Consider the following 18,009-nt stretch of genomic DNA (forward strand, 5'->3'; position numbering starts at 1 on the left):
GCCTAGAGTTGTGCTTTGAATTGTGTTGTGTTGAACTCGGCGATGGTTCGGGGTTGCGCCGATTTGGGAGTGTCCCATGGGAACTTTTCGAGGTGTTCCGCTTTGACCTTTTTGCCGGCCAACGCAACGGTCACCCGGTTGATGAGCATCGTGAGACGCGTCGTCTCAGGGGTCCATCCGTAGCGGCTTGGGATGTTGTTGCCTGTCGCGACCGTTTCCTGCGGGTTGTCCGCATAGAACCGTTCCGCAAACTGCGACCACGGCTCGCGAAGCAGCCCTGCGATGCGGGTGAGGACGCGCGACGGATTCAGCATCCCGCTACGCACATCCTCGACCTGCATCCCATAGAACTTTTGAAAGTCTGCGACCAGCTCGACCTCGTAAAGATCGAGCAGGTCGCAGACGGCGGCTAGTCCCCCACTGCCCTCGTGTACTTGCTCAGGATCAGGAATGGGATCTGGAACAGCTGTTCGCCCTTGAGCTCACTTGCCCAGGTGATGAATGCGGCCTTGTCGATTGCGATCTCGTGGCAAAAATCGATGATCTCGCCGGACAGGTCAATTGCCATCCGCTCGTCAACTTTTCCGTCGACCGTGATGTTGTTTGCCTGCGCTGCGAGGCTCAGTACCCGCGCTTTCTTGCTGCCCCAGAGTGTTTCTGCTGGCTGCAAGGCTGGAACTGTTTTGAGCAGTTCGCGCTCTTGCGCTTCGAGTTCTCGTTGTTCTTCGGTTTTGCGTGCTGCGGCCATAGCCGACCTCCTTGATATGTAGCCGATGTGTGAAACCGTGGCAGGGCGGGTCGGCTACCCATCGCCCTGCCACGGGGCTTACTGCCTCCTGCTAATCAACAGAAGGATGTTTCGGGGTTAGCTACGCCTGAACCGGCGCAACCTCTTCGAAGGCCACCGGTCCGAAGACCTCCATGAGACCTGGGGTACCATCGGGGCCTGCCGGGATAGCGGATGCGTCAGCCGAGCCGATCGACGCCACAATCTGTACCCCGAAGAAGTTTTCAACGTCGATCGTTGGGGCCTCGCCGAGGCTCGTCGAGGCGTTTGGCATGTAGAAGCCGAGGCCACCAGTTGCATCCGTAGCCAGCAGGAACAGTGCGACTTCCTTGCCCTTGATCGCGGACGGCACCACGTAGCTCTTGTTGGTGTCGTTCAGCCAACCGTTGAAGGCCAGGTCGAAGACGGTTTTGTCTACCTGCAGCGAGGTGCCGGTGAGGGTCCAGCTCACTGCCGAGTACACGGTGCGAGCGATCGACTTGATCCAGGTAGGAAGGTTCGTTGCTTCGCCACCCTCCTTTGCAAACGCAAACGTTTCGCTGGTTGAGGTGTGGCCGATGTTGGTCCAGCCCTCAGGCGCGGTGCCGGTGAGCGTAAACGCGCTCAGGCCGGTTGCCGGCATCGGGGTGTTCTTCGGGGCGATAAAGAGTGTTCCGCTGCCGGGAACGACGAGTGCATTATCGTTGATTGCCATAGTTTTCTTCTTTCTCAATGAGTGAACGGTGTCCGGCGAAACCGCGCGGATGCTGGAGTCGAGACGTCGCCCCTCATCCACACACGCACCGGTCGTTGCCGCGCCTCTGTCCGGGGTCGAACCGGAGTAGGCGCCCAATGCGCCAGAGGCTGTTCCTCCTCCGTCTGCTCCCCGTCGCTACGGATCAGCAGGGGGTGTAGCGACTCCGCCTCCGGTGAAGGAATGCGATAGCGTGCCGCCGTAGAACGTGTGACGCATAACCCGCGCGTCTCGGTTCCGGGCGCATGGCCCGGCCAACATTGGTGACAAACGACCACCACTGCACACCACTCGCAGCTTGTTTGATCGTTCTCGATATGTGTTGCCGCACTCCTGCTAACCGGGCCTTGGTGGCATCGGACCCGATGTGTCGGGCTGAATCCAGAGTGAAGCTATGTGTGTCGTGAGTAGCCACGTTTGACCGTTGACTACCCTGTTTTTGGGTATGCAGCAGCCAGCCCTGTTGTGGGCTAGCCTTCGCGAAACCCCCATACGGTTCCGCTACGTTGTTGTGCGTTTTATTTTTTGGTAACCATCACGGGGTAGCTGATCGCTTCGAGCGGCACGCTGAGCGCATACGCAATCCGGCGGAGCATCATGATGGACGAGCGGCGCTGCCCCGTTTCGATCCGGGAGATCGTGCCTTTGTCAGCGCCAGTTCGTGCCGCAAGATCGGTGAGGCTCATCCCGGTTCGCTCCCGGATGACCCGGACGGTTGGTCCGTTTATCTTGAGTGTTACTGTCTCGTTCATATCCCTAACAATACGCAAGAAACGCAAAAGTAGCAAGAATGGCAATCTATTATTCGCAAAAACCGCAACTAATCGCCGTAATACACTTGCCATTGTTGCCTATAGTTGCCTATGCTGGAACCATGGTCATTAGCTGGAACACACTCAAAGAGGCCCGCGAGGCTGCCGACCTCACACAGACCGAGCTGGCGCAGGCCATTGGAGTTTCCCTCCGCACGGTCGTCAATTGGGAAAAAGTTGGCTCGAAGGTCCCCGCAAACCGCGAATACAAAGTCATCGAGGCGCTCAACGGAGCCATCGAGAGCGCAAATACCCAGGCGCTAACACCGACCGGCAAGCCTGCGCGCAGCGCCCTCTCCGAAGTGGGCTTTGAATCCGAGACCATCCGCTGGCTCATTACCATCGGCACCCTCATCGAAAGCATCCCGCCCGAGTCCAGAGAACCAGCCGTCAACATCGCCATTGCGTCGTTGGCAGGCAACATTGCCCCCGTGCAGCACCAGGCACCCACAAATGTCACGCCACTGCGTCCTTTGGGCACGGTTTTCGAGGACGACTTCGACACGGCAACCGATGACGAAATTTCCGACGCTCTACGCTTTCCTCACGCCGCTAGCGACCGCCCGGGCCTCGAGGCCGAGCAAGAATCCCCCGACACCCCGTAAGTATCCTCGGATACCCCGCAAGGATCCGCCTGGGCACCGCGAACCCAACGACGAGCACCCAGCGCCTGCGCCCGGCACCACGTACCCATGCCCAGTGCCAGGACCCAGTGCCCGGGCCAGCATCGAGTGCCCGCAAATCGTCCTAAAAGCTCCCAAGAACATCGAATTGCGGGCACTCGATATCAGTGAGCTCGGGATGGTCGAGGAAACGTCTATGCGGGAGCAAAAGTCCCTGACAGCACAGGTCCCTGAGAGCACCAGGTACCAGAGATCACAGCACCACCGCCATACGCCCGGGCGACTCACGGCACCAAGCACCAAGCACCAAGCTCACCCTGCTTCAACTACACCGCCATCGCTCCGGACCGGTATCGCGCGAATCGAATGACCACCAACCTCAGTCAACAACGGCGGCGACGGCTTCGATCTCAACCAGCTGATCGTCATAGCCAAGCACCGTAACACCGAGCAGCGTGCTCGGCACGTCGTGATCGCCGAACGCATCACGCACGACCTCCCATGCGGCAACAAGATCGGCCTGGCGCGAGCTCGCCACGAGCACGCGGGTGCTGATGACATCCACAATGGATGCCCCTGCAGCCTCCAGCGCACCCTCCAGCGTCTCGACGCATTTTGCGGCCTGCGCAGCATAGTCACCAACGCCCGCTGTTGAGCCGTCGAAGTTCAGCGGGCACGATCCGGCTAAAAAAATGAGCCTTGCCTCTTTGGGAGCCGTTGCCGCATAGGCATACTCAGCGGCGGACGAGAGAGAGTTCGAGCGGATCAGCGAAACGGCACTGGGCATGTTGGCTCCTACACATAGCTATGGCTGCGATCCCTCGCCCATCGACCTGACCCAAATGTTTCTATTTCGGCGCCGAAAGGAACATTTGGGTCATGTCGATGACAAAGGAGTCAAGAAACACAAAAGGCGGCTCACCCTGAAGGGGAACCGCCTAGTGTGTGTAAAGAAGTTGTATTACGGGAGGCGCACGATCAGCGAGTAGTTCGCTGGGTTAGCGTCTGCGCTGGTCTCAACGGTGCTGCCGAGGAAGCCTCCGTGGATGGCGCGGTGGTTGACACCATCGCCAGTGTAGATTCCAACGTGGCCGGCACGCATCATGATGTCGCCTGGCTGGATCTGCGATGCGTCAACGGGCGTACCGAACTGCGCAAACTGCATAGGGCCAAGGTCGCCAACGGTGTAACCGATAGCGCGGAGCGCACGCTCGACCAGAGCGGTGCAGTCCTGAGCCTCGCCCAGCTGAGCACGAGCGGCGGCGATGAGACCTGCTGCACCTACTCCAACAGGTACGTCGCGAACGGCAGCGGTTGCCGAGGCACCCGTGCCTACGCCGGAAGCTGCAGAGGCGCGGGCCGCTGCGGCTTTCTCTTCGGCGGCGGTTGCTGCGGCCTGAGCTTCCTCGGCCTCAACAATCGACTCAATTTCGGTTGCCGTGGTGGCACCTACAGCGTCAACCGATACGGCTGAATCTGCAACAGTCGGCTCAATAGTGAGGGTCTGCGCGTCAACCTGGTTGGCGAAGTAGAAGTTGTCTGGCTCTGGCTCTGCCGAGTAGGCGGGGAGAGCGAGGGTTCCGAAGAATGCGGAACTGAGGAGAATGGCGAAGCCACTCTGTGCAGTGATCTTGCGTCGCGCGCTTCGGCGGTCGGCCGAGCTCTGCGGGTTTTCTGTCTGTTCACGTCTGCTAAACAAAGCCAACGTAGGACCTCCAATAAAGGCTGAATTTTGTGGCAAACCCCTCTTTACCGGGATAGGCCTAACAGCCGCATAATCTGCAATACGGAACGAGCCTACAGGAAGATAACGATTTAGTCACCTTCAGTTCTCGTTAAATTATTGAATTAGAATTAGTCTCAAGTGCGGCTTGAAACTTAAGCCTGGTCAACAAAGATGTGCCCGGCAACCTCATTTGGCAGCTCAAGCCCCTCGTCAAAGCCATCAACCTGCACAACAACGTACGAGCCGTTGCGCGAGAATGCGGCAGTGTTCCCTGGCACAACTCCAGCCTGCTTGAGCTGCAGCAACAGTTCGGGATCAACCTGAGCCGGCTCGCCAAGGCGACGAATGGTGCGCGAAACGGGGCCCTCGGCTTGGACCACAACATCCACGAGGTTCACAACGCCGTAGGCAAACGGAGCCGTCGCTGAACCGCCAATCTCGTCAAGACCGGGGATGGGGTTGCCGTAGGGCGATTCAGTTGGGTCGCCAAGAATGGTCATGAGCTTTCGCTCAACCTGCTCACTCATGACGTGCTCCCAGCGGCAGGCCTCTTCGTGCACAAATTCCCACTCGAGCCCAATGACGTCGCTGAGCAGTCGCTCGGCGAGACGGTGCTTGCGCATTACATGCACGGCCTTGCGGCGTCCAGAAGCCGTCAGTTCAAGATGGCGGTCGCCGGAGACAACAACAAGGCCGTCTCGTTCCATGCGTCCGACGGTCTGCGAAACAGTTGGTCCGGAGTGCCCCAAACGCTCCGAGATACGTGCGCGCAGCGGAACAATGTTTTCTTCTTCAAGCTCAAGAATGGTACGGAGGTACATCTCCGTGGTGTCGATTAAGTCAGTCATGACAGTCTCCCAACGTGCGTAACGCGCTCAGCAACCAACACTAGCCGACAACTTCGTCTACCTGAATTCTGACTTTCTAGCATTGCCCATAGAATTGTTGGCATGGCCAATATCTCGCTGCCCTCGAACCTCATTCCCGCTGACGGCCGTTTCGGCTGCGGCCCATCCAAGATCCGCCCTGAGCAGGTGGCGGCGGTCAACGAGATCGCCACGTCAGTGCTTGGCACATCCCACCGCCAGGCACCGGTCAAGAACATGGTCGGACGCATCCGCGAAGGACTCGGAGACCTCTTTACCATTCCAGAGGGTTACGAAGTGTTGCTCGGCAACGGTGGGGCGACCTCCTTCTGGGACTCTGCAGCACATTCGCTCATCGAACGCCGCAGCCAGAACCTCACGTTTGGGGAGTTCAGCTCGAAGTTTGCGTCAGCTGCAAGCGCACCGTTCCTTGAGGCACCGGATGTCATCAAGGCTGAGGCCGGTTCGCGAAGCGTTTCGGTTCCCACCGAAGGCATCGACGTGTATGCCTGGCCCCACAACGAGACCTCGACCGGAGTCATGGCTCCCATCAACCGCGTACACGGCGACGCCGGCGCCCTGACGGTCATTGACGCAACCAGCGCGGCCGGAGGCATCGACTTCGACGCGTCGCAGGCAGACGTGTACTACTTCTCCCCACAGAAGAACTTCGCGTCTGATGGTGGCCTCTGGTTTGCACTCTTCTCCCCCGCCGCCATCGAGCGGGTCGAACGCATCGCGGCGAGTGGCCGGTACATCCCCGAATTCCTGAGCCTCGCCAACGCGGTCAGCAACTCACGCCTCAACCAGACGCTGAACACCCCAGCGCTGACCACTCTTGCCATGCTTGAGAACCAGGTGAAGTGGATCAACGACAACGGCGGGCTCACGTGGGCTTCTGCTCGCACTGCCGAGTCTTCGGGCGTCCTCTACGACTGGGCCGAGCGCTCCTCCGTTGCGACGCCGTTCGTGTCAAACCCAGAGCACCGCTCGCAGGTTGTTGTCACAATTGATTTTGACGAGTCGATCGACGCCGCCGAGATCGCAAAGCAGCTTCGGGCCAACGGAATCGTTGACACCGAGCCGTACCGCAAGCTGGGCCGCAACCAGCTGCGCGTTGCAACGTTCACGGCGATCGAGCCAGACGACGTCCGCACGCTCACCGGAGCCATCGACTATATCCTCGAGCGCCTCTAACCACGACGACAGCTCAAACGGCCGCCCCTCGTTTTCGAGGGGCGGCCGTTTTCGTTTGGGAAGAGGATGCCGCAGGCGTTGTCACCGGATGCGCGGCTGAATGTAGCGAGCAGGTTAAATCGTTTGCTCGACGAGACGTCACGAAAACAATAGTTCACGGAGCCCGTTGCTTAACTGGCTGCGCCCTCCGGAGCGTGGCCGGAGGGCGCAGAGAACGTCGCCGTGTTGCGCGGCTTACGCCACACAATGGCTATGAGTTGTCGCTGTCTTCGAAATCGTCGTCAGATTCGTCGTCATCATCGTCGTCATCATCATCCGAGTCATCGTCGTCGTCGTCCGAATCATCGTCATCGTCATCGTCATCGTCCGAATCCTCGTCGTCCGAGTCTTCCTCATCTGAGTTGTCGTCCGAATCATCGTCTTCGTCATCGTCTGAGTCGGTGTCGTCATCGTCATCGTCCGATTCATCCTCATCATCAGACTCATCGTCTGAGTCGTCGTCATCATCATCCGAATCATCCGACTCGATATTCACGCCGTCGAGCTCATCGTCAAAATCGCTGAAGTCGTTGTCGAGGATGTCCTCGTCGTTCTCGTCGTCTTCGGCGAGTTCTGCCGCCGCCGCTTCGAGGGCCGCCCGTTCGTCGGCCTCAAGTTGCGCTTGCGACTCACGGAAATGCGAAAGCCGCACAGACCACGGCACCCAGTCAGGGGCCACAAGAGAGGTTTCGCCCGGCATGAGTTCAACCTCAAGAACGCTCGGCGCGGTCTGGTCGTCCACGCGAGCCATGCTGACGGACCAGTGCCAGTCCGGGTATCCGGGAAGCGTCGTCGCGAAGTGCAGTGAAAGCAGACGGTCTCCATCTACCGTGTGGCCAACAACCTCGCCCACCGTGGATTCAGGAGTGATCTCGATCAAGGCCGACTTTGCGATGTCGTGGGACACCAGCAGGATTTCGTCTGCAACGGGAGGGGCAACAGGTTCAATTGCCTCAGCGGCTCCGGCTGCATCAGCGGGCACCTCGTTACCAGCCGATTCGACGGCTTCAGCGGACACCGTTTCCACAACACTCACGTCCACAGCGTCAGGTACTTCCGATTCAGCGGGTACGGTGTGCTCCACCGGAGCCTCGGTCCCCGCATCCACAGCAGCCGCAGCGTCTTCGTCGAGCGAGGCAGACGCCGCGTCCGTAGCAGCCCCTGCGGAGCCAACTTCGGGTGCCGTGTCAACGGCGGCCGCAACCGCGTCGACGTCGGCACGCAACGCCGCCGCATCCTGGTCAGGAGTATTGGTGGATTCTTCAGGGTTAGGCATCAAGGTCATCCGCAATCCGCCGCAACATCGTCGCGATCTTTCGTGACTGAGCAGCCTCTGGATAGTGGCCGTTCTTCAAGCGTGAGCCCACTCCGTCGAGCAGGTTTACGAGGTCTTCAACAATGATGGCCATGTCATCGGCTGGGATGCGCTTGGCGCGTGTCTGTGGAGCTCGCTGCGGCGAGTCAATGACTCGAACAGAGAGCGCCTGAGCGCCACGTTTTCCTTCAGCAAGGCCAAATTCAAGACGGGTTCCCGGTTTCACTACCGCACCCGTTGGCAAAGCCGTGGCGTGCAAAAAGACTTCCTGGCCATCGTCCGATGCGATGAACCCAAAACCTTTGTCCTCGTCGTAAAACTTCACTTTGCCGGTGGGCATGGCACATTCCTTGTCGTTCTAGTGTGGTGACGCCAGACTCACGCCAGATAAGCGAGAGAGCGCCACAGCACCAGTCTACGAGGAAAGTACTGAGCTGGCCCATCCCACGCCACCCGTGACCGCTTCCTTCACGCGCGGCGTCGCTTGTTACCGTTGGCTACGGCGGCGGCATCAACGATTCGAATCCGGGGAGCCGTATTGAAATGCTGGCGTCGCTGACCCCGTCGCTCCCAAGGACCGTAACCACAATGGCCGAGTTCGGCCTGTCGATTTGCTTCGATGAGAGGTCTGGCTGGGTCACGTATCCCAGTGGCCAGCTTGTCCGGTCATAGGTCAGGTCGATGGAGAGCTGCGTGGCCGCTCCACCATCCGGCGGGTCAGAGATGGTGAAGAGGGTCGAACCATTGGATTGGACGATGAGGGATGCCGGAAGAGAAACCCCATCGATGCGCACAGCGGAAACAGTCCAGTATCCGTTCAACTCATCAGGGATAGCGATCGTGAGCGGGCCCTGAGCCGGCCACACACTTGTATTGCTGAGCGACATCGGGAGCGTCTCAACGAAGTCTTCGGTATTGGTGTCGGGTTCGGGCCAGGTGAAACCACCAAATGCCATCACGTACGTGGGGATCTGCTCGAGCAGATCGTCGCTCATGGGCATGTTTGGGGGCATGGTGTGAGTGGGTTGCGGGGGTCCTTGCACCAGCAGTTGAGGAGCCCCAGCTGCAGGATCACTTCCCAAAGACCCGCCGGGTACCGCTATTCCCTGATCGTGTTGCCCGAGCCTCTGCGAGATGAAGGGCGCCGTGGGTTTAACAATCGCAACGGCATCAAAGCCAAGCACCCCCTGCCCTCGTGGAAGGGGTGAGAACAACGTCTCATCCCCATCTTCGCTCTCGCTCAACAGCCCAACCGACCCAATTTCAGATTCGCCAACGGGAGCGGCTTGCGGAAGAAGGACCAACAAGAAGGTGAGGACAGCTGTGCCGGCGCCTGCGCACACGGACTTCCATCCGGTCGAACCCGATTGCGGCTGGGTCAACGCATCATTGCTCCGCCTAACCGCCGAGGCGCGGGCGGGCGTCGACTGCCAGAGCGATGCCACCAGACCTCCAGCGCCAATGAGCGGCAGCAGGACGACCCGCAAGCGAGAGCCAACTTCTTCAGCAAGCGCAACGAGCGCTAGGCAATCGCTGCAATCGACAACGTGTTTTTCCAACCGGACGCGTTCTCGATGACTCAGCCGGTCTCGTTCGTAGGACCCCATGCGCTCGGTGGCCCACCGACATTCAGAGCCTTCCGTACGCAATGGAATATGGGCTTGCACCCATGCAGCACGTAACCCATCACGTGCACGAAAGGTAAGTTGGTGAGCCGCATTTGAACTCATGCCAAACATCGTTCCCAATTCGGATGGGGCAAGCCCCTCAATTTCTGTATGAAACAGGGCCTTCTGCCAGCGCTCGGGCAGCGAGGCGAATGCCTCTGCGACCAGCTGGTTTTCGGCAAAATCATCAGGAATAAATGCGGTCGATTCCTGTACGGCAAACCACTGGTCATCCCTCGGGGTGAACTCTCTGAGTGCTCGACCCCATTCGGCGACCAGGTTACGCACGGTGACGTAGAGATAGGGCCGGAAGTTATCGTGTGGGCCGCCACCGTCGAGCATTCGCTTGTAAATGCGCGTGAATGACTCAGAGACCAAATCGTCTGCTTCAAACGATGTGGTCTGTGCAGCGGCGAGGCGCCTCGCGAATGCCTCATGACGCGCCCATAACTCGCTAAAGGCCTGAGTGTCTCCGTCCCTCACTTGCTGGAGAAGGTCAGCATCAGTTGTCTTGGGTTCTTGCTCGGCAGAAAGCGGCTCGGCAAATTGTTGAGATTCAGGAATTGTCTTACTCCTTACGATTGCGCGAGGTCTTTCAACGACAGAAGAACGCATCAATCCACAACAGTGCAGAATGCGTCTCAGAACGAGCTGCCCCAACAGCTCACCGTTTATGCCAGCTCAACCCGCGCGAACGGTGGCCAGCATGACCCCATGTGTCAGATGCTAGCAAATGTTTTTGAGAGAGACCAACCAAGTGCAAACAGTCGAGACGGCTGTGAAAAAAAGTATTTTCCCTCGCGTAAGGAACGACGGCGTACTTCATCCTCTCAGCTGCGACCCCGTTCTATCTAGGTGTTGTTGAGTCCCCGCGCTGCCCCGTCTCGCCGGAGTGTTCAGCGCCAGGATCGTGCACAAAGGGAAGCGTCGAAATGTTCTGAACCTCAGAGGCGGACCCACATGAACCAACCCAATATTCTACAACCGCATCACAAACGCGACACCGGATGGAAAGCGACGCGCCTGCTTTCCCGAGTCATGTGTGGGCTGGTGATGATGGGAGCCCTCATCGCGGGTACGCTTCCGGCAAACGCAGAACAACCTCGCCCAGCGACGGTGAAGACAGATGCTACGCGCGCAGATTCAGTTACCAGAGCATATGCTCCGCCATCCATGCCAAAAACGCCTGGCCTCACGGCAACAGGACAAATGCCTGCCGGGTTTGGTGACCTGACCGTCAACGTTGATACTCCCGGCGATTTCATGGAGTTTTCGACGGACGGAACCGGCGTTGGTGCTGGCACGCGGCAGCGCGTTGATTCTCCAAGCGACCCGTACCCGGTAACGCCAGAAACAGAAGCGTGCCTGTTCAATAACGGCCAGCCACTTGCGGTGGGCGTCGCGCAGGACTGCGGCGTCTCCCAATTTGTGACGTTGACCTGGGAACGCCCACAAATCAATCCCGTTATCTACTTTGGCCCCGCCACTCGAAACACCGGTTTTGACATCGCCGACTTCGCGTATCAGGCGTATTGGAACCCAAGTATCGCAAAAATAGACGGAGCGCCTGCCGATGTTGACCGCCTCGTTGAGCTTCGACGCTCCGGACAGAGCGTGTACCCGGCTTTCAGCAACGGCGCCTTTAACTACGACGGACCCGAGTTTCCAATTTCCGCAACCGGCGCTCGTTCTCTCACCCTGGTCAATGGAACGTATATTTACAGCACCGTCCAGATCTCAGGGTTGGTGAGCGAGGTTACCGTCGAACTCCGGAATACGGCCATGGTGACGATGCAGAATGCCACCCAATCCGCCGTCATCCCCAGGGTGAGTACCGCGGCAACAACCGCGGTCTACCCCGTCATCCCCGCCTCAGATCTCTCAATTACCAAGACCGCCCCGGCAACAGTTGCAGCTGGACAGACCGTGGAATGGAGCATCGATGTTGCGGCTGCGGATCTCGGCACGCGGTCGCTGACCTGGGACAACGTCGACAGCAGAATCACACCGGCCTCTCACGGATTCCTCGTGCGCGATGCTGTACCGAGCTCGGTCACAAATCCTCAGCTCGTTTCGGCCCCCGATGGATGTTCACTCTCTGGCTACGACCTCCTCTGCGCTGCCCCTCCAGAGGGGTGGCAACTGCAAGCGGCCACTGAAGCTGACACAAATGTTCAGATTGTTGGAGGAGACAAGACCAAACCGATTCCCGCAGTGCTCACCCAGGGCCAACCATTCCACATCGTGCTGTCTGGGACCGCGCCTCGCACGCCTGGCACAACCATCGTGAACCGAGCGCAGGTGCTTGGCACAGACGTAGACATCAATCTCCAAAACAACAGTGCCGAGTCAGTCACCCGAGTGTTGAGCCCCGACTGGAGCATTGCAAAATCGGTCTCCGTTCCGGAAGGCACCTATGCCAATCCGGGGGACCGTGTGGACTACGCCGTCGAAGCGATTAGTGCGAGCGGTGACGTTGATGGGGTTACGCTCACGGATGACCTGACACATGTGCTCGACAGCGCAGACTTTGTTTCGGGATCTGCGAGGCTCACGATCGCTGACGACGCGGCCATCGTGATTGACGACCCAACGGGCAACATTCTGAGCGCTGGCCCGTTTCTCCTGCCAAGCGGAAAACACGCAACGCTCACGTATAGCGTTCGACTCAACGCGGATGCTTGGAGCAGCACGCTGCGCAACACGGTGACTGGCGACGGTAGCGCAGCCCCTGCAACCTGCGCGGTCGCGCCGCTCGGCCAAGAATGTCAGACAGAGACGCCATCCACAGCTCGGGTCGTTATTGAAAAGGTCTCCGCTGCGGGGCAAGACTCACGCCCCCTCGATGGGGCCGCCTTTCGCATCCTTCACGACGACGCAGGATCGCCAGGAGCTGCGCTAGCGATAGACACGGTGAAGCCTTCTACGGTTGTTGGTCAGTTCGAAGCTAAAAACATAACGCCTGGGTTCTACTGGCTCGAAGAGCTGAAGGCACCGGCGGGCTACGAGCTCCTCCCCGGCGCTATCCAATTCGAGGTCAAAGCAAATGGCGAGCTGTTGCTGACGTCCGGCGCCGATTCGCTCATATCAATCCGGCGAAACGCTCTTGTGATCGCGGATGTCAGGGCGCTCACGCTGCCGGATGCCGGAGGGCAAAGCCTCGGCGCTGCCCCCTTCATCGTTGGCGGACTCCTTGCTGGTGGAAGCTTGCTTGTCGCGATACGGGCTCGGCAACGTAAAACGCGCTCGATGCTGAGTTAGGTAACGGGCAAACCCCGCGAGACCGGTTGCAAAAAAGAATCTCAGATTTGGCAAATAAAAGATGTGATTCGCGTAAGTGATCGCTCACTTCGTCATCCTCATCATGCAACCTCCGCCAACGCTTCGGTTCACGCCCAAAAGCTGGAGTGTCCTGCCAAAAGTACGTCGATCATTCGGCGTTATCAATCCCCCCGACTCACGCTGAATTGGGGAAGCACAACCAATTGAAATGAGGAACATCTGTGAACACGCAGAAAACGCGACGGACGCTGAGCGCCATCGCCGCAGTTGCGGTAGGGGCGGTGCTTGCACTCGGTGCTGGCTCAACCGCGTCAGCCGTCTCGGCATCAACTATCGACCCGAGCCAAACCGGTACCATCTCGATTCACAAGTTCAAGAAGCCGACGACGGCCACCGGCCTGCCCAACGACGGCAGGGAACTCTCCGCATCCGACACTGCAAGCCTCGAACCACTGCCAGGCGTAACGTTTTCGGTACAGCAGATTGACCCTACGGTTTACAACCTGACCACAAATGAAGGCTGGACCGCGCTCAAGGCGCTCACTCCCAATGCCGCTGCGACAGCGGTAAAGGGCCACACGACGTCGATCACCACGATCGCAAACGGTGACGCCATTGCGACCAACCTGCCCCTCGGCGTGTACCTCGTGACCGAGACGGTTGTTCCAGCAGGAACGACCGCAGGTGCACCGTTCCTGATCACCGTGCCGATGACCGACCCGATCGATTCCAACACCTGGATGTATAACGTTCACGTTTACCCCAAGAACGCCGTTATCAACCCGGGAGAGAAAACAGTTGACGACTCGACGTCGCTCAAGGTAGGCGACGATGTCACCTGGACCATCACGGGCGAAATCCCCAACGTTGACGTCCTTGACGGATACCGCATTGTGGATCCGCTTGACGCACGCCTAACCTACAAGAGCACTGCGGTTACCCTGACAAACGGAACCGAACTGCTTCTTGGCACGGACTACACCATCGCAACCGTCCCTCCTGCCTCAGGCGCAGGGACCAAGGTGACGGTTGACTTCACCGAAGCCGGACGTATCAAGCTTGTTGCCAACAAGACGGCAAGCGTGCAGATCGCCATCGTCACCACGATCAACACCGTTGGAGATATCCCCAACCAGGCGCTCATCTACCCAAACGAGGCAAGCTTTGACATCGAGCCTGGCGAGCCGGGTGGCCCAACGCCAACCGAAGAGCCCATCGTAAAGTACGGTAACGTCACCATCTCAAAGGTCAGCGCCGCTGACAACAGTGTCACGCTCGCGGGAGCAACGTTCCAGGTGTTTGCCACCGAGAACGATGCACGCAACGGAACCAACGCGATCACGGTTGAAGGAGTGTCCTCGTGGACCACCGGAACCAACGGTCAGGTGACGATCCCGGGCCTGCGTCAGTCCGCTTGGTATGACAACCAGGTAGTCACGCCGTCTGATACCGGCTTCCAGTACTACTGGATTGCTGAGACCAAAGCGCCCTCTGGTTACGAACTGCTCGCCCAGCCAGTGCGCGTAACCGTCGGAGAGAACGACACGATCGTTGACTTCACGGTAGAGAACTCACCTGCAAACGGCGGCTTCGAGCTTCCGTTCACCGGTTCAGCACTCAGCGCAAGCCTCTTCTATGGTGGCGGTGCAATCGTGCTGCTTGGAGCGGCCGTGCTCGCAATGCGTGCCCGTCGTCGGGTCACCGAACTCGCATAGTCACGTAATAACGCGTTGCGGGGGCCATCCGTTGGCCCCCGCAACGCATCCCTCCACGAACGTTTCTGTCTGAAAGTGATGCGAATGCGATCGCCGAAACACGCCTCGCGCCCTCGCCAACGTGGGTATCGTTGGCAGCGATTCGCTGTTCTCATTGCCGCGTGTATGGGCGTGAGCATCATGCTGTATCCGATGGCTGCAACCTGGCTTACTGAGCGGGCACACGGTAGCGCGCTCAACGCATACGCCAGTCAGGTGGATTCGGCAGAAGACAGCACAAAACAAGACCTCTTAACTGCAGCGGATGACTACAACAAGGCGCTTCCCCAGGGAGTGCTTCGTGATCCGTATCGCTCAGAATCCGGAGCTCAAGCGGCAGACTCGGCTGACGACGACAACTATCTCAGCCAACTACGACTTCCGGGTAGCGAGGTCATGGGACGGCTCAGCATCCCATCAATCAACGTTGAGCTTCCCCTTTATCATGGAACCTCAGAGCAAACCCTTGACCTTGGAGCCGGCCATTTGCTCGGGTCCTCGTTGCCGGTTGGTGGTATCGGGACGCATTCTGTCCTCACGGCTCATTCCGGACTTCCCAACGCCGAGATGCTCTCTGGTCTTGGGAACGTCCGCAAAGGCGATACCTTCTCTCTGAGTGTTCTTGACCGCGACCTCTTTTACCGCGTTGACCAGATCACGGTGGTGACACCAGATAATCTCGAAGATCTGACAATCACGCGGGGCCATGATTATGTCACCCTCATTACCTGCACACCGTTGAATGTGAACAGCCACCGATTGCTCGTTCGCGGCGAACGCATCGACGCCCCATCCGTGGATTCACAAATGGTCTCGGCTGTCGACACGGCACGTTTCCCCTGGTGGATCATCATCTTCGTTGCCGCCCTCGGGACAGTTACGGCGGTTCTCTTTGCCCCAGCAAACCTCAGGAAGCGTCGCCAAAATGCTTCCCCGTCGAATGAGAGATCGGCAACCGAGCGCGAATAACGAAGCGTTGTCCGCGCTCGCAGACATTGCCAAGCGTTCCCCTGTATCCTTAAGGGTGATGTCTGAGAAACAGGGAACACCTAGCCGCGTCGAGCGGGTACTCGTCTATATGGTCGCGGGCATCATCGGTGTCTCAATACTCTCGTTCATCGCGGTGCTGGTCGCCAGCTTTAGCGGTGTTGGCCGCGAGGCATTCGCAGCCGGCATGTGGCCGGTCATTGTCGCAATCACATACGTAGGTCTCCCGGTCGGCTTCATCCTGATCGTTGTCCTCATGATCCTTGGCATCATCCGTCGCAAACGCGAGGCAAACCAGAACGGTTCCGTCGAGGGGTAACCCTCACCTGTCGGGCAGCCATGACCAGCGTTCTCGCCCTCTCACGCCAGCTCAGCGCCTCCTCCGACGAATCGGTGGAGCAGCTCCTTCAACAGCGCTCAGTTTCCGCTGCAGGACTCAAAGACTTTTTTGATCTTGCCGGCCACCTGCTCAAGGCGGAATCGCTGCAGCAAGCGCTGACCCCTCTCGACCGAAATTCGCTCGCTGTTCTTGTCGTTCTCGGAGCAGATGAGGAGCCAGCGTGGCTCACCCCCGATCAGATCCGTGGTCGACTCTCACACTCGACGCCGCACCGCGAGTTCTCGTCAGACTGGATCGACGCCATTCTCGCTCGGCTCAGGGGCATGGCACTCGTACGCACCGAGGGCGACGCCGTCCAGGGCTGGCCTGAGGTTGCGGTCGCGCTCGGCTCTTGGCCAGCAGAGGGGCTGCCTTCCCCGGAAGAACTTGTTGACCTCACCCGCCCAACGCTGCTGGATGTTGTCGAGAACGACCCAGGCGACGAGACCGAGCGAGCATCCGCAGAACGAGCGTTTGCCCTTGTCCAAATGGTCGGCGAGCTCATAGCCGAACTCACACTAGAACCAGCCCCAACGCGCGCACGCGGCGGACTCACACTTCCGGCAAGCAAGCGTCTCTCTGAGGCGCTCAGGGTCACGCTCAATCGGGTTCCTTTTCTCCTCACCCTCACCTCACGGGCCGGCCTCACCGCGGAACTCGCGGTTGGCTGGACGGCGACCGACCAATCCGCGGAGTGGCTCATGCTCCCTCCGGCCGAGCGTTGGCTTGCCCTCGCCCATGCCTGGTTCGAGGCCGCTTCACCAGACATTGTCGAGACGCTGAGTGAGCACTCCCGGCGGGTCTGGGGCGACACCATCCGCGTCCTTGTCCCCTGGCTCTTCCCCGCAGCGCCAGAGCGCGCAACGGCATGGGTCGGCACCCTCGTTGATGAGGCCGAGTTCATCGGTTTCCAGCACGCAGATGCGGGCAGCAGCTTTGCCAAAGCCCTCGTTGTTTCGGGGGATGCAGCAGCGGCCGAAATCCTTGCCCCGCTCATGCCAGCCGAGGTGGATTCCGTTTACGTGCAGCCAGACCTCACGGTTATCTCACCCGGCCCACTGAAAGCGGCAATTGATACCGAGTTGCGGCAAATCGCCACAATCGAGAACAGGGCGCTCGCAGCCACGTACCGAATAACGTCGGCCAGCCTGCTCCGCGCCTTTACCGCTGGCATGACGGAAGACAAGCTCCGCGGATTCCTCGCCAAGATTTCGCTCACGGGCATCCCACAACCACTCGACTACCTCGTCACCGAGACGGTCAGGCGCTACGGCAGCATCCGCGTTGAAGCTATCGAGCCGCAAACGGCTGGCTCACCGGCGCGAACGCGAGTCACCGCAGATGACCGCCACACGCTCGAGACGCTCCTTGTTGACCGCGGCTTGCAGCACCTGTCCCTTCGGCGGCGCTCGGAAGACGTCCTCGTAAGCATCATGTCGGCAAACGTGGTCATCAATTCCCTGCACGAAGCAAAGTACCCGGCTGCCCTGATCTCCGATGGTGGTAGCCATGACGCGAGCCCGGCATCAGCAGCGCCAAAAGCCAACCCAACGAGGCAGCTTCTTGAGCGGCTGCGAAACAACCAAGCCGCGCACGACGATGAGACGCCAGAAACTGGATTCTCTCGCCAGCTCAGCCTCGCCATCAAATCTAAATCAACCATCAAGGTCGCGCTCGTCGCACCAAACGGCGCAGCACACGAGTACACCATCCTGCCAACAAGCGTCTCCGCCGCTCGATTGCGCGGACTCGACAGCGCATCGGATGTTGAGCGGACGCTCCCCCTTGCCTGGGTTACCAGCGTAGAGACCCTCGCGTAGCACCGCACGACCCACGGGTATC

At 59.2% G+C, this 18,009-nt stretch carries 17 protein-coding genes; 7 read left to right on the forward strand and 10 right to left on the reverse strand.

Features of this window, described 5'->3' with window-relative positions; genetic code table 11:
• Positions 1-2 precede the first annotated feature (2 nt).
• The 4 genes from FHX76_RS08035 to FHX76_RS08050 all read right to left on the reverse strand — a co-directional run bounded on the left by FHX76_RS08035 (position 3) and on the right by FHX76_RS08050 (position 2,272).
• Positions 3-314, reverse strand: a complete 312-nt coding sequence (locus FHX76_RS08035) for a hypothetical protein (RefSeq protein ID WP_167149618.1) — start codon at positions 312-314, stop codon at positions 3-5.
• 95 nt (positions 315-409) lie between these two features.
• Positions 410-748 (reverse strand): hypothetical protein, encoded by a 339-nt coding sequence (locus FHX76_RS08040; RefSeq protein ID WP_167149620.1) that lies wholly within the window; start codon positions 746-748, stop codon positions 410-412.
• Between the two features lie 121 nt (positions 749-869).
• On the reverse strand, positions 870-1,481 hold the full coding sequence (locus tag FHX76_RS08045; protein WP_167149622.1) for a phage tail tube protein: 612 nt from the start codon (positions 1,479-1,481) through the stop codon (positions 870-872).
• A gap of 557 nt (positions 1,482-2,038) precedes the next feature.
• Positions 2,039-2,272 (reverse strand): helix-turn-helix domain-containing protein, encoded by a 234-nt coding sequence (locus FHX76_RS08050; protein WP_167149624.1) that lies wholly within the window; start codon positions 2,270-2,272, stop codon positions 2,039-2,041.
• Positions 2,273-2,394: 122 nt separating this feature from the next.
• On the opposite strand from FHX76_RS08050, the gene FHX76_RS08055 reads away from it, so the two are divergent.
• Positions 2,395-2,937 (forward strand): helix-turn-helix domain-containing protein, encoded by a 543-nt coding sequence (locus tag FHX76_RS08055; protein ID WP_167149626.1) that lies wholly within the window; start codon positions 2,395-2,397, stop codon positions 2,935-2,937.
• Positions 2,938-3,334: 397 nt separating this feature from the next.
• Here the strand turns inward: FHX76_RS08055 and FHX76_RS08060 are convergent, their stop codons facing one another.
• From FHX76_RS08060 to FHX76_RS08070, 3 genes are all read right to left on the reverse strand, one after another.
• Entirely contained in the window at positions 3,335-3,742 is a 408-nt protein-coding gene (locus tag FHX76_RS08060; RefSeq protein ID WP_167149628.1) for a RidA family protein, read from the reverse strand.
• Between the two features lie 174 nt (positions 3,743-3,916).
• Positions 3,917-4,654 (reverse strand): C40 family peptidase, encoded by a 738-nt coding sequence (locus tag FHX76_RS08065; protein ID WP_167149630.1) that lies wholly within the window; start codon positions 4,652-4,654, stop codon positions 3,917-3,919.
• 179 nt (positions 4,655-4,833) lie between these two features.
• The gene (locus FHX76_RS08070) at positions 4,834-5,529 is read right to left on the reverse strand and encodes an iron-dependent transcriptional repressor DtxR (RefSeq protein WP_167149632.1); all 696 of its coding nucleotides are present in this window, start codon (positions 5,527-5,529) and stop codon (positions 4,834-4,836) included.
• A 102-nt stretch (positions 5,530-5,631) separates the two neighbouring features.
• Between FHX76_RS08070 and serC the strand changes: the two genes are divergently transcribed.
• Entirely contained in the window at positions 5,632-6,744 is a 1,113-nt protein-coding gene (gene serC, locus FHX76_RS08075; RefSeq protein ID WP_167149634.1) for a phosphoserine transaminase, read from the forward strand.
• 250 nt (positions 6,745-6,994) lie between these two features.
• Here serC and FHX76_RS08080 read toward each other — a convergent pair whose 3' ends face one another.
• The 3 genes from FHX76_RS08080 to FHX76_RS08090 all read right to left on the reverse strand — a co-directional run bounded on the left by FHX76_RS08080 (position 6,995) and on the right by FHX76_RS08090 (position 10,248).
• Positions 6,995-8,059 carry a DUF3027 domain-containing protein gene (locus FHX76_RS08080; protein WP_167149636.1) on the reverse strand — a complete coding sequence of 355 codons (1,065 nt, stop codon included), beginning with the start codon at positions 8,057-8,059 and terminating at the stop codon, positions 6,995-6,997.
• Entirely contained in the window at positions 8,052-8,438 is a 387-nt protein-coding gene (locus tag FHX76_RS08085) for a cold-shock protein (RefSeq protein WP_167149638.1), read from the reverse strand. The genes FHX76_RS08080 and FHX76_RS08085 overlap by 8 nt, the downstream gene beginning before the upstream one ends.
• Before the next feature lie 157 nt (positions 8,439-8,595).
• Positions 8,596-10,248, reverse strand: coding sequence for a sigma-70 family RNA polymerase sigma factor (locus tag FHX76_RS08090; RefSeq protein ID WP_167149640.1), 1,653 nt, complete (start codon positions 10,246-10,248; stop codon positions 8,596-8,598).
• A gap of 477 nt (positions 10,249-10,725) precedes the next feature.
• On the opposite strand from FHX76_RS08090, the gene FHX76_RS08095 reads away from it, so the two are divergent.
• The 5 genes from FHX76_RS08095 (at position 10,726) to FHX76_RS08115 (ending at position 17,987) form a co-directional block, all read left to right on the forward strand.
• The gene (locus tag FHX76_RS08095) at positions 10,726-13,026 is read left to right on the forward strand and encodes a DUF7927 domain-containing protein (RefSeq protein WP_167149641.1); all 2,301 of its coding nucleotides are present in this window, start codon (positions 10,726-10,728) and stop codon (positions 13,024-13,026) included.
• A 242-nt stretch (positions 13,027-13,268) separates the two neighbouring features.
• Entirely contained in the window at positions 13,269-14,762 is a 1,494-nt protein-coding gene (locus tag FHX76_RS08100) for a SpaH/EbpB family LPXTG-anchored major pilin (protein ID WP_167149644.1), read from the forward strand.
• Between the two features lie 84 nt (positions 14,763-14,846).
• The gene (locus tag FHX76_RS08105) at positions 14,847-15,770 is read left to right on the forward strand and encodes a class C sortase (RefSeq protein WP_167149646.1); all 924 of its coding nucleotides are present in this window, start codon (positions 14,847-14,849) and stop codon (positions 15,768-15,770) included.
• A gap of 58 nt (positions 15,771-15,828) precedes the next feature.
• Positions 15,829-16,107 carry a hypothetical protein gene (locus tag FHX76_RS08110; protein WP_167149648.1) on the forward strand — a complete coding sequence of 93 codons (279 nt, stop codon included), beginning with the start codon at positions 15,829-15,831 and terminating at the stop codon, positions 16,105-16,107.
• Between the two features lie 20 nt (positions 16,108-16,127).
• Positions 16,128-17,987 (forward strand): helicase-associated domain-containing protein, encoded by a 1,860-nt coding sequence (locus tag FHX76_RS08115; RefSeq protein ID WP_167149649.1) that lies wholly within the window; start codon positions 16,128-16,130, stop codon positions 17,985-17,987.
• Positions 17,988-18,009 lie beyond the last annotated feature (22 nt).

This window comes from Lysinibacter cavernae (genome assembly GCF_011758565.1).
GTDB classification, from domain to species: domain Bacteria; phylum Actinomycetota; class Actinomycetes; order Actinomycetales; family Microbacteriaceae; genus Lysinibacter; species Lysinibacter cavernae.